Here is a 16,003-nt window from a genome sequence, read left to right as displayed (position 1 = left end):
CAGACATTTTGGGCAATTTACGGTACAGTATCGCGGTCTTACGTTTAGGGGAAAAGTATGTCTGATTTTTTAATTGCACCATCCATTCTATCCGCAGATTTTGCGAGGTTAGGCGAAGATGTTGAAAAGGTACTGACAGCAGGTGCCGACGTGGTTCATTTCGATGTAATGGATAATCACTATGTGCCAAATTTAACTTTTGGTCCAATGATTTGTGACGCATTAAGAAATTACGGAATTACTGCTCCTATCGACGTACACTTGATGATAAAGCCTGTAGATAGTCTAATTCCCGAGTTTGCTAAAGCCGGAGCGAGCATTATTACATTTCACCCAGAGGCCAGCGAGCATATAGACAGAAGCCTTGCGCTGATTAAAGAATCAGGTTGTAAAGCGGGCTTGGTATTTAATCCGGGCACACCGCTGCATTATCTTGATCATGTGATGGATAAAATTGATCAAATCCTCTTGATGTCAGTAAACCCGGGCTTTGGTGGACAAAGTTTTATCCCACATACACTTGAGAAATTAAAAGAAGCGAGAGCACGCATTGACGCTTCCGGTCGCGATATTCGTCTTGAAGTGGATGGGGGAATTAAGGTGGACAACATTGCTGAAGTTGCAGCGGCAGGTGCAGACATGTTTGTTGCAGGTTCCGCTATCTTTAATCAACCCGATTACAAAGCGGTAATAGACGCCATGCGTCAAGAATTAGCAAAGGTAAAATAATGCGTTTTGAGGGTATTTTATTTGACCTCGATGGCACGTTAGTTGATAGCGTCGAGGATATGTATATGGCGCTCAATTTAACGCTGTCTGAGCTTGCTCACCCAATTGTTAGTCACGCTCTAGTGCGTGAATGGGTAGGTAACGGCATCGATATGTTAGTAAAAAGAGGCCTAAGCGGTAGCCATGAAGTTAGCGAAGACTTATCCGAAAGTTTAGCGCACACCGCCATTGAGCGTTTTAAAGTGCATTATGACGAATTAGTTGGTCAGTATGCGGGTTTGTATCCGCATGTTGAGACAGGGCTATTTGCATTTGCCACAGTGCCAAAAGCCGTCGTGACAAATAAAAATCGTGCATTTACGCTAAAACTGCTGGATAAATTAAATCTCACATCGCATTTTGATTGTATCGTCTGTGGTGATGACACTGACAAAAAGCCGTCACCAGCTCCGCTATTGCTGGCTGCCGAGCGTCTTGGTATATCAGCGGATAAGCTTATTATGGTTGGGGACTCTAAAAGCGATATTTTGGCCGCTCAGGGCGCTAAGATACCTGTGATTGCGCTAAATTATGGGTATAATCAGGGATTCGATTTGAAAGAGTTCAATCCACAGTACCTTTGTGATGGATTCTTAGATATTATTCCCATTATCAATCAACGTTAATTCAATGAAGAAATAAAGGAACGACATGAGTAAACCTGTAGTATTAAGTGGTATTCAGCCAACCGGTGGTATGACAATAGGCAATTACGTAGGTGCCATTAACCAGTGGCTTAAACTACAAAACGATCATGATTGTTACTTTATGTTGGTTGACTTGCATGCCATTACGGTTCGCCAAGAGCCACAGCAACTACGCGATCGCGTATTAGACGGCGTAGCACTATATACTGCTTGCGGCATCGATCCAGATAAATCGTCACTATTTGTACAATCACAGGTTCCTGAGCATGCACAGCTAGGTTGGGTGCTGAACTGTTATGCACAGATGGGTGAGTTAAACCGCATGACGCAGTTTAAAGATAAGTCAGCAAAGCACGCCAATAACGTAAACGTTGGCTTATTCGCCTATCCAGTATTGCAAGCTGCGGATATTTTATTGTATCAAGCGGATCAAGTACCGGTTGGTGAAGACCAAAAGCAACACCTTGAGTTGACCCGCGATATCGCAACGCGCTTTAACAACTTGTACGGCGATGTCTTTAAGATCCCAGAACCTTATATTCCAGAGTTTGGCGCTCGTGTTATGAGCTTGCAAGACCCGAGCAAGAAGATGTCAAAATCAGACGAAAACCCAAATGGTTTTGTGATGCTGTTGGACGAACCTAAGAAGATAGAGAAAAAGCTGAAAAAAGCGGTAACGGATTCAGATGAGCAAGCACGCATTTACTTTGATCGTGTTGAAAAGCCAGGAGTATCCAACTTACTGACTCTACTAAGTGTTGCAACTAAACGCTCAATTGAAGAGTTAGTGCCAGAGTACGAAGACAAAATGTACGGTCATTTAAAGAAAGACACTGCCGATGCGGTCGTGAATATGCTGGAGCCTATTCAAGCGCGTTTTAAAGAAATCCGTGAAGATCAAACTCTGCTGAACGAAATCATGAAAAAAGGCGCGGAAAAAGCAAGTATTCGTGCCGAAAAAACACTGAAAGCTGTGTATGACGCCGTCGGTTTTATTCCTCGCGGTTAATAAAACACAATGAAAAGACACCATAAATGGTGTCTTTTTGTATTACAAGGGTCTGCAGACCTTTGGTTTAAAGCAGATACTAGATATAAGAAAACCCTCCTGTTGAGTTCGTGATAAAATAGATTTATAACGAACATCCTTACCCCAGTGGCAAATAGGCCGCTTGGTTCTTTTAGTGGTACCTACATGCTGTTGATGATTGATAACTATGATTCCTTTACCTACAACTTAGTGCAGTATTTTCAGCGCTTAGATGTGGATGTGCTGGTAAAGCGAAATGATGAAATCAGCACCTCACAAATCAAGCAGCTTAATCCCAAATATGTTGTGCTATCCCCTGGCCCTTGCAGTCCTGATGAAGCGGGGATCTCGCTTGAAGTCGTAAAACGTCTACAGGGACAAATCCCTATTCTCGGCATTTGCCTCGGTCATCAAACTATTGCACAAGCTTTAGGTGGCAAAGTCATTCGCGCAAAACAAGTGATGCATGGGAAAACGTCTCAAGTGCACCATAACAATATAGGCGTATTTCAAGGCCTGCCATCACCATACGAAGTATGCCGCTACCACTCTTTGGTTGTTGAGCAAAGTAGCTTACCAAAGTCTCTAGCCGTAACGGCTTGGACACAGACACAAGAGGGTGAGCGTGATGAAATTATGGGACTCTTGGCATCCGATAGAGCACTTGAAGGTGTGCAATTTCACCCAGAAGCTATCCTCACTGAACACGGCTTAGCATTACTTGATAACTTTATAAAACGCTTCTAAAGTTTAAACAAAACCAACAGGATTTCGCCTAGGTGTTATACATCCATATTCGCTGCGTTTTTGTTGGTTAGACTAGTTTTTGATACGTAACTTTTTGATTCTATTGTGCGCAATATCAAATCATAATATTGCTTTTACTGGTATAATGTTAATCAGTAAGACGATTCTGTTGAGTGCTTAACTCAGTGTTTTTCCTTTAGATAAGTAGCATGCATGACGCAAGAAAATAAGCAAATTAGAATGGCACAAGCGCTATCCGAGCGTGCCCATGACCTTCTTATCAGCCTCAACTTTGCGCAAAAGCAAATAGGCTATATCCATACATTTGATATTAGCTATGGGGAGAATATCGCACAGCGCACTATGCTAGAGGTGGAAATTGCAGCGGCTGCAAAACGCCAAGAAAGCAGCACAAGCCATCACAAATATATTGCCAAAGCGAGTAAGCATCTACATTCAGTTATCGAAGAAGCTATCACAAAGCAACTGCATGACCTTGATAATATCTATCATGAAGTCATTGGCATTCAAGACTCCGTTCCTGCAATTTTAGACATTCTTGCCGTGCGCTCAGCTTCAGTTGGGCGTTTAGAACCTTTGGTTAATGACTTAAGTTGGTTGGGTCGTGAGCTGGTTTCGCTAGTCAACTTGCCACAGTATCGCAAAAAAAACAGTAAAGGCACGTCCATTAAGGTCGACACGCCGGCATTAGCATTAAGGTATTTAGGCCTTGAGAACTTGCAAATGGTGATCCCGACAATGGCGGTAAGACACTGGATGCCGCATGCTACAGAACCATTTGGCTTAATGAAGCGTAAATTACGCGAGCTGAGCATGAGCACGGCCATTGCGGCAAAAGAGCTGGCACCATTTTTTGGGGTAAAAGAACAGCATGCGTTTACTTTAGGCATGTTACTAGAGCTTGGGAAAGTGGCCTTGATCCGTCTTTATTTACGCACCTTCGAAAAGGTGTGGCAAGCCAAGGTACAAATAGCACGAGACAAAAAGCAAAAAGACCTACACACCGCATTAATGGAGTTATCTCCTGATCCGTTATTTTTACGTAATTTGTTGATAGAACATTCAGCAGAGATTTCACGTAAGCTAATTGAAAAAATGGAGTTACGTTATTTGCCCTTTAATGCCGTCATGGAAGAGTATGCGCAAACTTATCTACCAAATGCGCATAAAAACATTGCCGACCCATTACCTCTGACACAAGTGATGCAAAAAGCCTATGGTTACGCACAACTGCTTGTTTTAAAAGATAGTCAGTTAATTGAAGATGACGAAGCCGAGATTTTGCTCAATCATTTAGAACTTACCGAGGAAATGCGTCAGCAATTGGCAAAATGTGCGTTCCATAACCTGCAGTTGACGATTTTGTAAAAAAAATTGAAATTTTTTTTGCGACTATTCATTCAAAACCTAATCTTAAATGATCTGTGCAAGGCTGCACGGCGCTTGCTTTGCCCTAAATATCTGCCCTAGATAGTTATTCACTTGAGTTGAGAATATATGTTAAACCCTTGAATACTAAGGGCTGAGAACGTGGTATAAGTGAGACAAATGGCGCTTTTTCTGGAATAATGAGCGTATGAATTTTGTGCCATCAAGGGGCGGGTCAAAATACATAGCACCGAATTGGTGTGAATAAATATCCTATCAAGTGGCGGCAACGCGCCGACCTCCAAAAGGAAATGACTCCTTGTTTGCACTCTCACTCACCAAATATGAGGAAATAAAATGACTATCAATCGTGAATTGTTTGACGACGTAATGGTACCTAACTACGCACCTTCAGCGGTAATTCCAGTGAAAGGTGAAGGTTCTCGAGTATGGGATCAGGAAGGTCGTGAGTACATCGACTTTGCTGGTGGTATCGCAGTTAACTGTCTAGGTCATTGTCACCCAGCTTTGGTGGGCGCGCTTAAAGAGCAAGGCGAGAAAATTTGGCATCTATCTAACGTGATGACCAATGAGCCTGCACTACGTTTAGCGAAAAAGCTAACCGATGCCACGTTCGCAGAAAAAGTCTACTTTGCAAACTCAGGTGCAGAAGCGAACGAAGCGGCGCTTAAACTAGCACGCCGTTGGGCACTAGATAAGTTTGGTGCTGAAAAGTCGCAAATCATCTCTTTCAACAAAGGTTTCCACGGCCGTACTTTCTTCACTGTGACCGTAGGTGGTCAAGCTGCATACTCTGATGGCTTTGGTCCAAAGCCGGGCGACATTGTTCACACAGACTATAACGATTTAGCGGCATTTGAAGCGCTTATTTCAGACAACACTTGTGCCGTGATGATGGAGCCGCTACAAGGCGAAGGTGGTATCATTTCACCAACGGCTGAGTTCGTAAAAGGTGTTCGCGAGCTGTGTGACAAGCACAACGCGCTACTTATTTTTGATGAAGTGCAAACAGGTGTTGGCCGTACTGGTGACCTGTATGCATACCAAGGTTTAAACGTAACCCCTGATATTTTAACAACGGCTAAAGCGCTTGGCGGTGGTTTCCCTATCGGCGCGATGATCACAACAACTGAGATTGCTGCGCACCTAAAAGTGGGTACTCACGGTTCTACATACGGCGGTAACCCGCTGGCGTGTGCGGTTGCAGAAGCGGCATTTGACACAGTAAACACAACAGCAGTACTTGATGGCGTAAAAGCAAAAGAGCAGCTGTTCCGTGAACTACTAAACGACATCAACGAAAAGTACAACGTATTTACCGAAGTACGTGGTAAAGGTCTATTGCTTGGTGGTGTAGTCACTGAAAAGTACGAAGGCAAAGCAAAAGAATTCTTGGTTGAAGGTATCAAGCAAGGCGTAATGTCACTGGTTGCAGGTGCAAACGTAGTGCGTTTCACTCCATCTCTAGTTATTCCAGAAGCTGACATCCGCGAAGGGATGGCACGCTTCGAAAAAGCCGTTGCCGCGGTAGTTGCTAACAACGCTTAATACTGGTTGCAAGGTCACCTTTTGGTGGCCTTGTTGTTATCCACATTTTTGAGGAGTAAGCGGGCTCATGATGATCCTTCGCCCAATCCAAGAAAGCGATTATCCAGCGCTTTTAAACATTGCTCACGAATCAGGCCACGGTTTTACCTCTTTGCCTGTTAACGAAGAGCTATTACAGAAGAAGATTGCACGCTCTGTTGCTTCATTTGGCAAGCAAGCAGACAAGCCTTTTGATGAAGGCTATTTATTTGTATTAGAAGATACTGAAACAGGCGAGGTGGTTGGTACCAGCGGTATCGAAGCTGCGGTTGGTTTAGATGATGCGTTTTATCATTATCACCTAAGCAAAGTGATCCACTCTTCACGCACACTCGATGTTTATAAAGCAGTGGATATTTTAACGCTATGTAATGACTACACTGGCGCGACGGAATTATGCACCCTGTTTTTGAAAGATGGCTATCGCAAAGGCGCAAACGGCAAACTGCTATCTCGCTCTCGCTTTATGTTTATTAACCAACATCGTGCTCGTTTTGCTGAAACCGTTATCGCGGAAATGCGTGGTGTTTCTAACGAGCAAGGCGAAAGCCCGTTCTGGCAATGGCTTGAAGAGCATTTCTTCTCGATGGATTTCCCTACAGCGGATTATCTAACGGGTATCGGCCAAAAGGTCTTTATTGCTGAATTAATGCCAAAGTACCCAATCTACGTGAACCTGCTTAGTAAAGAAGCACAAGCGGTGATTGGTGAAGTTCATGACAATACGCGTCCTGCGATTGAGCTACTAAAAAGCGAAGGTTTCACATTTAATGGTTATGTTGATATCTTCGACGCGGGTCCAACTGTAGAAGCAAAAGTGGGGAACATCCGCACGGTTCGCAATAGTGAAACTCGTACTGTGAAAATAGGCGAAAGCAACGGTGGATTCCCTGTTATGGTCGCAAATGGTAAACTTGTTGATTATCGCGCGACAGTAATTGAGTTAGCCCTGACTGATGGCAATGAAGTTACGCTTGCTCCACATGTTGCCGCGGCGCTAAAAGTTGAAGAAGGCGATCAAGTAAGCCTAGTAAAGATTTAAGATTGGGAACAGATTATGACAACACATGCAGCACAACTAATAAATGGTGAGTGGATTGCAGGACAAGGCGCAAGCTTTAGCTCTGTAAACCCAGCAAACAACGACGTTATTTGGAGCGCAAACGCAGCTACTGCTGAGCAAGTTGATGGCGCGGTAAAAGCGGCTCGTGAAGCTTTCTATTCATGGAGCGACATGAGCTTTGACGCGCGTCTAGAAATTGTTAAGCGTTTCGCTGAAGTACTAAAAGAAAATAGCGAAGAGCTGGCTATCGCAATTGCTAAAGAAACGGGTAAGCCACTTTGGGAAACTCGTACAGAAGCGGGTGCTATGGTAGGTAAAATCGCGATTTCTGAGAAAGCCTATCAAGAGCGTACAGGTGTTGTTGAAAATCCAATGCCAGTTGGCCGTGCCGTGATCCGTCACAAGGCACATGGTGTAGTTGCTGTATTTGGCCCATATAACTTCCCTGGTCACTTACCTAATGGCCACATCGTACCTGCGCTACTTGCTGGTAACACGGTTATCTTTAAGCCATCTGAACTAACGCCATATGTTGCTGAGCTAACGCTTAAATACTGGCAACAAGCGGGTCTTCCTGCTGGCGTGATTAACCTAGTTCAGGGTGAAGTTGAAACAGGTAAAGCACTTGCGTCACACGCGGGTATTGACGGCTTATTCTTTACTGGCTCTTCTCGTACGGGTCACTTGCTACATGAGCAATATGCAGGTCAACCGGGTAAGATCCTAGCGCTTGAAATGGGCGGTAATAACCCACTCATCGTAAAAGATGTAGCGGATACCAAAGCGGCAGTACACGACATTATTCAATCTGCGTTTATCTCAAGTGGTCAACGTTGTACTTGTGCTCGTAAACTATTCCTTCCTGCAGGTGAACAAGGTGACACAATCCTTGAGCAACTGATCAAAGCAACTAAAGCGATTAAAGTGGGTAACTTTGACGATGCTGATCAACCGTTCATGGGCTCAATGATCTCAAATGCAGCAGCCGCTGGCATGGTAAAAGCACAGCAACAGCTTGTTGAGCTCGGTGGTGAGTCGCTTATCGAGCTGACGCACACAGAAGGCACAGGCTTTGTGACGCCAGGTATCATCGAATGTACTAACATTGCAGACTTCCCTGATGAAGAGCACTTTGGTCCGCTGTTAAAAATATTCCGTTACACAGACTTTGACGCTGCTATTGAAAAAGCGAACGAGACAAGCTTTGGCTTATCAGCAGGTCTGCTTGGCGACAACGAAGCTGATTACGACCGTTTCTTACGTCGTATTCGTGCAGGTATCGTAAACTGGAACCGCCCAATCACTGGCGCTTCAAGTGCAGCTCCGTTTGGTGGTATCGGTGCATCAGGTAACCACCGTGCAAGTGCATACTACGCGGCAGATTACTGTGCATACCCAGTGGCTTCTGTGGAACTAGAAAAGGTAACTTTACCTTCTAGCTTGAGCCCAGGTTTATCTTTGGATTAAAATGCCAATATTGAGGTTTACTCAATAAAAATTGATTAGAAAAGCAGCTTCGGCTGCTTTTTTGTGTCTAGTTGACTACAAAAGTAGCAATCGAAAAAACTTTCTGCTTAAATCAATAGGAGATGTCTTTGATAGGTTCGGGTGAGCAAAGTATGGTTTTAGATAAACAAGGGTACGATGATTTAGTCATGTATTTGACGCAAAACTTAGCCTTGTTTGAGAAGTCTGGGACGGTTGAACCAGGGGCTCCAACAGTCATGGAATTAATCGAAGATGTGATCGCTGAAAACGTTATCCGTATATGCGAGCAGCACACTGAGTTATCTACAGAGCAGCGCAGCATGATCGTGCGTGAGGTAGATGGCATTGTGTACGACTTACAAGAAGTGCTATCAAGTGTTGTTGATAGACGTGTCACCGTAGAACAAAAAGAGTTTATCGAAGAATTCGCAGGTTTGGTCAAAAACCTGTTTGATTCTGCTGTATAGCTTGGCACAATCACTATCGACAGTGTAGAAAACACACTTAGAGGCAATTCTAGGTTTAAGATACACCGCCATTTGGCGGTGTTATGCTTTATAGAGGATAACTATGTTAGCTAGCGTAAAATGGGTTGAAGGAGATACCTTTATCGGTCGCTCTGCGTCGGGACATAATGTGGTATTTGATGCTGGTTCAGACAGTGCTGCGCCAAGTCCAATGGAGATGGTATTAATGTCAGCGGGATGTTGTTCGTCAGTCGATGTAGTCAGCATTCTACAAAAGGCGCGTCAGGATGTTAGCGACGTGGAAGTAAAATTAACCGCAGAGCGCGCAGAAAGCGCACCTCGGGTTTTTACCAAGATCAATTTACACTTTGTGGTGAAAGGGCGTAATGTCTCTGAAAAACACCTAGAAAGAGCCGTAAGTTTATCCGCTGAAAAGTATTGTTCAGTGGCATTAATGCTTGAAAAAGCAGTAGAAATTACGCATAGCCATGAAGTGGTTGAAATTGACGAAAAATAACGCTTTTTCATAGCGCTATTTTCGTATAAAATCCGCGAACTTTTGTTTCTGCAGCGCAGATTTTTTGTATTAAGGTGGGTCTATCGTGAACAAGCCCTTTGATAAAATTAAACTCCATGGCTTTAACAACTTAACTAAGAGTTTAAGCTTTAGCATTTACGATATTTGCTACGCCAAGACCGAGCAGCAACGTAAAGAATATCTAGAATATATCGATGAGCAGTATAGTGCTGATCGTTTGACGGATATTCTAAAAGACGTAACGGATATTATCGGTGCAAACGTACTGAATATCGCGCGTCAAGATTATGAACCACAAGGGGCGAGTGTGACGATCTTAGTATCAGAAGAGCCTGTTGAACAACAGACTTTTGATAGTAATGAAGCACCAGGACCATTGCCTGATTCAGTGGTAGCACATTTAGATAAGAGTCACATCTGTGTTCATACTTATCCTGAAGCGCACCCACATGATGGCATCTGTACTTTTAGAGCAGATATCGAAGTTTCAACGTGTGGCATTATTTCGCCACTTAAAGCGCTTAACTTCTTAATTCACTCTTTAGAGTCAGATGTGGTGACGATTGATTATCGTGTTCGTGGATTTACTCGTGACGTTAATGGTGTAAAACACTATATCGACCACGCAATTCACTCGATCCAGAATTACATGACGGAAGATACTAAAGACGCATACCACATGGTAGACGTAAACGTGTATCAAGAGAACCTATTCCACACTAAGATGATGCTTAAGGAAACAGACCTAAATGCATATCTATTTGGAATTAGTACTGATGATTTAGACGCAGACGAAGAGGAAGAAATTCGTCTTAAGCTGAATCGTGAAATTCAGGAAGTGTTCTACGGTCGCAATTTACCAGAAACTGAATAATCAGCGGTAAATTGAGGAATTAAAAAAGGCGCGCAAGCGCCTTTTTTAATGTCTGAGATTTGTAAGATATTCAGCCTACATTTAATTTAAATGTGGACAATATTTGCTCGCTATCAATAGCGGCTAAAGCATCTAATCGGTGGGCTTATTCGGTAGGCAATAGTGCAGGCTAAAACCAGCTGGAAGAAGACATTAATTATCCGAGGCTCAGATTAGGTACTAACCTCTCATTTCATAACGCTATTAAAGGACTAAAAAATGGCATTTGATGATCTCATCTCGCGCTTAGGTGATAATCAGGAAAGCACCAGTAATAGCACTGAGCATGAAGCGTCAAGTGAAGTACAACTTCTTGCTGCAACAGCGATGTCCTCCATTCAAAGACGAAAGCTTCCGATTGAAATCATGCATGTGCTTCATGGTCGTATTTGGAGCATCATTCCGTTTAGACAAGCACCGCTTTTTAGATATCACTCTCAGGCTCAATTTTGGATACTTGCAAGCAAGCGCTGGCAGCGAGTGAATTATTCTAGCTTTAGTCACCACAGTGGTGAGCGATATGCCTTTGTGCCATATCAATCACTTGATGTAAAAGATAAACTGACAAGCTATGGGGGAGGAAATCGCAGTGCGCAAGATTTTAATAGCTTGGTGCAAGCAGATATGCCTCGAGGGCTTAGTCAAGCTGAAATTAATCGCGCCTTACTTGGTGGCAGTAAAGCAATAAAATCTGAAGTGGTACTCGAGCCAACAGTTTTTATTTCTAATCCAAATAACAATTCCAAAGTGGAACTAAAACGCTCCCAACAAGTTTATATGCGTTTTAGCGATCACATGTTTCGTGCTGGAGATACCGTAGAGTCCGTCGCTAACCAATATGCGGGTAGGCCCGATCCTAAGCTGATTTATGGTTACAACGACCATGTCAATCGCAACAATCCTCCAAAGGCTGGTGATCGTTTACGGGTACCGAGTGGTTGGGATACTAAAGTGGGTGGCTCGGTAAGTAATGCCCGCGCAGTAAGGTTGCAGTGGCAAGGTCCAAGCAAGGGAAGCGCAGTGCTTGATGTACCAAAACTACCACCAGATCAATTACACTTTTGGGACACTCGACTTAAACTCGATCCCGGCGTTTATGTTCTTACCGCGAGCGCAGGTTCAGCCAATCATAGTATTGACGTTGAAGTACTCGGTGTTAAGTCAAGTGCCGCATGGATAAAAGTGAGGGCGTATTACGATGATGAATGGCAGACCGCGCTTCCCCTTGAACAAGTCAATATTCATTTAGGTAATACACTTATCCACGGAAAACTTAAACTCAATTCAAGTGGTGATAAAAGCACAGATGCAAATGCACTTGAACGAGCAGAGTCAACGGCAAATGAGGCTGGAGTTGTGGTAAAAAGCGACTTACCACAAGAGGGGCAAGTCACTGTAGAAGTTGCTCGTAACGAAGCGCTAGAAGCGGAAATCAACAACCTCAAATCATCATTACACATGCAGCTTGATGGTGCATATCGAGATACCGTATCGAATATGAGTGGATTTCAATCTGATTGGGACGAATATGGTTTTGCTGCAATTGCAATTAATGGCGCACAAGGTGCGTATCAAGGTGGAAGTAAGTGGCTTGAAGACCAAGCAGACTTGTTCGAAGCACAAACATGGATTGACTTAGGAAAAACCATTAAGTCCGTCGCAGGTAGCGCATATGATACCACCGCAGATTATGCTAGCGAGCGCTTTGAGCAATTGCGACAAAGTGCCAATGAAATGTCTAATTGGATTGAAGAGGATGCCAGTGAAGACTTGCTCAGTTGGAACTGGTATCAAGCCAATACACAGCGAGCATTAGATGCAGCCGAACAGGCTTATCGCGATGTACATCATGATACTACTCAGTACCTTAACGACGCTGCAGACGCAATTAAAAATACAAGCCATTATGCAAATGCGTTGTACACGCACCGCCATGCAATTACCAACTTACTTGATGATATCGCGAAAGGAGAGGTCGCCAAAGTACAACAATTTGTTGATACCACTTTAGTTGATATTGACCCTGAATTAGCCGCTAGCATAAAAAACACTCCTGACTTCTATTTAGTGTTGGCGCTCATAGACGATCATGATAGTGCACTAACTTATGTTGCTTACGCGTCACTCTTTATGGAAGCTGTGCCTCCTAACTTTTATGCATATATTGGCGGAAAAGGCGGCGCTTATGTCGCGATAGAGGTTTGTTTGTTACTAGCAACGTCATTACTTACATTAGGAGCGGGTACAGCCGCAAGAGTAACAGCACTTGCTGCCAAGTTATCAGCCAACGGTGCCAGAGCCGCAAGTACATCAGTAAAAGTTAAAAAGGCACAAGCGGCAATTAGCGCTTTTATCCGCACGCTTGAAGACTTTAACGACAGCACTACAACCTTAAAAAAACTCGGGAAAAAGCTTACAACCGCGCGTTCAAGTGGGTTGCTACTTAAAGGCAAAACCAACTCGACGCTAACTGCGAAAAAGCAAACAACAAAACGACAGACACGATGCCGCTTATGTGGCAAAACAGATCACACAACACCACGAAGTCTACGCGGCATCGTTCATTATGAATAAGGAGTGATTCATGAGTGAAGAAATTGAAGAACAAATTGAAGGGATGGTTGATAAGGACAAAAAATATCGAGATAGGCTGATCGCCAATATCAAACACAAGAAGGATCATCCGTTCCATAATGGTATTCATATGGCGGCTCATCATCTGATTTCGAAAAGTGGAGTAACCGAAAGTGAACTTGGGGAAGCTCTTGTTCATAAAGGATATAACATTAATATGATTGAGAACCTAGTCTTTTTACCCAGTACTCCCCAAGGAGCGTGCCAGCTAAGAGTTCAACTGCATCGATATGATCATACGTATTCGCTGTCCGACCAAGAGCCATATCATGATCAAGTAGCTTCATTGTTGTCAAAATTAGAGAAAAAGATATTGAAATGTACTCAGAGAACAAAAAAGGACAGTAGTGAAGTTCAAAATCTATTGAATCAGAAAAGTGAGGAAATACTCCAACGTATAGCTGAATTTCGAGTGCCTCTGACATCTATATTTCGAAACTTTAAATCATCCAGCAAGATTGGTTGCGCTAATCAACTAGAAATAGATGACAGTAACGACTCTTTTGCCAGATGTACAAGTGAAAGAAGTCATACAGGTGAGGTTCATAACTTGAATCCATACGCCAAAAAGCGAAAACTTCCTAAGATGATAAAGTATCAGAAATCTTACTATAAGTTAAAAGTAGGTAATTAAAATGATTAATAATTACGATAAAGAATATTATATTATTCTAAAAAAGTTTGATGGCGATACTTTGTATCCTAAGCCTCTGAAGAAAACTGCAAAACGTCGCTTTCGGTTTGAACAGCTTACTTGGGGACAAGAGCCTTTATTTTTTGAAAATGCACATAGAGATAAAGATCTCAAGGCAAATAGGAGTCGTCTAGTTCCTGATGTCTTTCTCAGTGCTACTATTCCAGTAGTTAACTCAAAGATAAGAGAAAAGTTGAAGTTTTTTGCGTTTGAGGGAATGCAGTTATATCCGGCGGTTTATATAGATGATGAAGGAAATTATCATGAAAACTTTTGGTGTATGAATTTTTGGGAAGAGCTGGATTGTCTAGACAGAAATCGCTCGAAGTTTTCTAAATTGACACTTGAAAAGCTGAAATTAGACCCAGACGCAGATGACTTAACGACTTATAAATACAGCCTTGATAGCGATGTATTAGATAAAATTCCAGAAGAAGAGCGGCTGATTTTTAAAATGGGGCCCGATGATATGGGTTATGTCTTTGTCCATCAAAAAATTGCGGATATCTTTTTTGAGGAGAAGGCGACTGGCGTTAACTTAGTCAAAGTATCCGACTTTGAAGAAGGGATGCAGTTTTAGCTTTATAGCATTAGCTGGATGCATCGAATTGTGACGCAAGTGATAGAGAGCATAGTAGTGAAATACATTCAAAGCTAGCAGTGGAAAATGTGTAAAAACTATCGAGATTGCAACGGTAAAATGTAATTTAAGGGCAAGGGAATGAGCGGGTTCAATGAAGTTTATTACGTTGCTTGTGGCAATAGCTATGAAGAGCAAATGAGATTGTCAATTAATAAAAAGTCTGATGGCTATTTTTTTTATGGTGAAATAGCCAAAGAAGGAGAGCCTATATTCTTTGAGCCTAGCTTTCAAGAGCGAAATAAAAAGCTGGGTATTGCTTCAGTAAAAACAGACGTAATGTTCGACGGGCCGAGCTTTGTTGTTAACAACAATATAAAAAAAGAGTTGGATAAATATGATTTGCACGGTATTCAGCTATGTCCTGCTATAGTTATTGAATCAACAGGGTGGGATGAAGGATACTGGTATTTAAATATTTATCAGTATCTTGATTGTTGGGATAAAGATAAATCGATCACTCGACCTCTAAAAGCAGGAAGAGATATTGAAGATACGAAAGTGCTAAAATATCACCTTGATAAAAGTGTGCTAAATAAAATTCCAGAAAATAATCGTATGGTATTTAAGATGGGTGGGGATTTTTATAGCCATATATTTATACATGAAAAACTTGTCACCTACTTCTTGAAAAATAATATTACAGGAATACGCTTTTTTAAAGTATCTGACTTTGAAGAAGGGATGCAAATCTAGAACTATAAAATTAAATGTCAAAAAATTACAATGAAGAATACTATATACTTCTCACGGATTACAATGAAAATACACTGTATACAATGCCGCTAGAGCGAAGTGCGACTCGTCACTTTGGTATTAAAAAGCTTAATTGGGGAGATGAGCCTCTTTTTTTTGAGAACTGTTACAAGGAAAGGGATGTTTTAAATAATTTTACACGTCCAATTACGGACGTATTTTTTGATGCTACAGTACCTATTATAAACTCAAAAATAAGAGATAAGTTAAAGTTTTTATATCTAAAAGATATGCAACTTTATCCTGCTGTTTTTATTAATGATGAAGGAGCTTATATAGAAGACTATTGGTATATGAACTTTTGGCAAGAACTTGACTGTTGGGATCGGGAAAAGTCAAAGATAGAAACATTCACAGCAGAAGAAATGTTAGATCCAGATTATTTAGAGGACTGTGAGATATATAAATATCATTTAGACAGTGAAGTGTTAGACAACATCCCAGAAGAAGAACGTTTGATCTTTAAACAAGCTGGTGGTGTAAAGTATATTTTTGTTCATCAAACGGTTGCAGATATCTTTTTTGAGGAGAAGGCGACAGGCGTTAACTTAGTCAAAGTATCTGACTTTGAAGAAGGGATGCAGCTTTAGTTAGTCATTAGACTACGTTAAATAAATAATT

General features: G+C 42.2%; 16 protein-coding genes. All 16 read left to right on the top strand.

Annotated elements, in window-relative coordinates; genetic code table 11:
* The first annotated feature begins 57 nt into the window (after positions 1 to 57).
* The 16 genes from rpe (at position 58) to GSF13_RS22460 (ending at position 15,972) form a co-directional block, all read left to right on the top strand.
* Positions 58 to 729 carry a ribulose-phosphate 3-epimerase gene (gene rpe, locus GSF13_RS22535; protein ID WP_010368892.1) on the top strand — a complete coding sequence of 224 codons (672 nt, stop codon included), beginning with the start codon at positions 58 to 60 and terminating at the stop codon, positions 727 to 729.
* Positions 729 to 1,394, top strand: a complete 666-nt coding sequence (locus GSF13_RS22530; protein ID WP_102057628.1) for an HAD-IA family hydrolase — start codon at positions 729 to 731, stop codon at positions 1,392 to 1,394. The genes rpe and GSF13_RS22530 overlap by 1 nt, the downstream gene beginning before the upstream one ends.
* 25 nt (positions 1,395 to 1,419) lie before the next feature.
* Positions 1,420 to 2,424, top strand: coding sequence for a tryptophan--tRNA ligase (gene trpS / locus GSF13_RS22525; RefSeq protein WP_039494036.1), 1,005 nt, complete (start codon positions 1,420 to 1,422; stop codon positions 2,422 to 2,424).
* 186 nt (positions 2,425 to 2,610) lie between these two features.
* Complete coding sequence (locus GSF13_RS22520; protein WP_010607069.1) at positions 2,611 to 3,192, top strand: aminodeoxychorismate/anthranilate synthase component II; 582 nt, start codon at positions 2,611 to 2,613, stop codon at positions 3,190 to 3,192.
* Positions 3,193 to 3,405: 213 nt separating this feature from the next.
* Complete coding sequence (locus tag GSF13_RS22515; protein ID WP_010607070.1) at positions 3,406 to 4,581, top strand: HDOD domain-containing protein; 1,176 nt, start codon at positions 3,406 to 3,408, stop codon at positions 4,579 to 4,581.
* Between the two features lie 357 nt (positions 4,582 to 4,938).
* The gene (locus tag GSF13_RS22510) at positions 4,939 to 6,150 is read left to right on the top strand and encodes an aspartate aminotransferase family protein (protein WP_206472683.1); all 1,212 of its coding nucleotides are present in this window, start codon (positions 4,939 to 4,941) and stop codon (positions 6,148 to 6,150) included.
* A gap of 67 nt (positions 6,151 to 6,217) precedes the next feature.
* Positions 6,218 to 7,231: an arginine N-succinyltransferase gene (gene astA, locus GSF13_RS22505; RefSeq protein ID WP_010607072.1), complete on the top strand. Its 1,014-nt coding sequence runs from the start codon at positions 6,218 to 6,220 to the stop codon at positions 7,229 to 7,231.
* Positions 7,232 to 7,246: 15 nt separating this feature from the next.
* Positions 7,247 to 8,719, top strand: coding sequence for a succinylglutamate-semialdehyde dehydrogenase (gene astD, locus GSF13_RS22500; protein WP_211867163.1), 1,473 nt, complete (start codon positions 7,247 to 7,249; stop codon positions 8,717 to 8,719).
* A gap of 152 nt (positions 8,720 to 8,871) precedes the next feature.
* Entirely contained in the window at positions 8,872 to 9,207 is a 336-nt protein-coding gene (locus tag GSF13_RS22495; protein ID WP_029215895.1) for a DUF3802 family protein, read from the top strand.
* 103 nt (positions 9,208 to 9,310) lie between these two features.
* Positions 9,311 to 9,724 (top strand): OsmC family protein, encoded by a 414-nt coding sequence (locus GSF13_RS22490; RefSeq protein ID WP_174170538.1) that lies wholly within the window; start codon positions 9,311 to 9,313, stop codon positions 9,722 to 9,724.
* 85 nt (positions 9,725 to 9,809) lie between these two features.
* Positions 9,810 to 10,619: an adenosylmethionine decarboxylase gene (speD, locus tag GSF13_RS22485; protein WP_095726638.1), complete on the top strand. Its 810-nt coding sequence runs from the start codon at positions 9,810 to 9,812 to the stop codon at positions 10,617 to 10,619.
* A gap of 258 nt (positions 10,620 to 10,877) precedes the next feature.
* Positions 10,878 to 13,232, top strand: coding sequence for a hypothetical protein (locus GSF13_RS22480; protein WP_211867161.1), 2,355 nt, complete (start codon positions 10,878 to 10,880; stop codon positions 13,230 to 13,232).
* Positions 13,233 to 13,242: 10 nt separating this feature from the next.
* A complete protein-coding gene (locus tag GSF13_RS22475; RefSeq protein WP_211867159.1) occupies positions 13,243 to 13,926 on the top strand; it encodes an AHH domain-containing protein in 684 nt (227 codons plus the stop codon).
* Position 13,927: 1 nt separating this feature from the next.
* The gene (locus tag GSF13_RS22470; RefSeq protein WP_211867157.1) at positions 13,928 to 14,566 is read left to right on the top strand and encodes a hypothetical protein; all 639 of its coding nucleotides are present in this window, start codon (positions 13,928 to 13,930) and stop codon (positions 14,564 to 14,566) included.
* 141 nt (positions 14,567 to 14,707) lie between these two features.
* Positions 14,708 to 15,322: a DUF1629 domain-containing protein gene (locus tag GSF13_RS22465; protein ID WP_211867155.1), complete on the top strand. Its 615-nt coding sequence runs from the start codon at positions 14,708 to 14,710 to the stop codon at positions 15,320 to 15,322.
* Between the two features lie 14 nt (positions 15,323 to 15,336).
* Positions 15,337 to 15,972 (top strand): DUF1629 domain-containing protein, encoded by a 636-nt coding sequence (locus GSF13_RS22460; protein ID WP_211867153.1) that lies wholly within the window; start codon positions 15,337 to 15,339, stop codon positions 15,970 to 15,972.
* Positions 15,973 to 16,003: the final 31 nt, after the last annotated feature.

It is taken from the genome of Pseudoalteromonas sp. M8 (assembly GCF_018141365.1).
Classification (GTDB): Bacteria; Pseudomonadota; Gammaproteobacteria; order Enterobacterales; family Alteromonadaceae; genus Pseudoalteromonas.
Note: the sequence above shows the minus strand (reverse complement) of the source record. Positions and strands in the feature narration are given on the sequence as shown.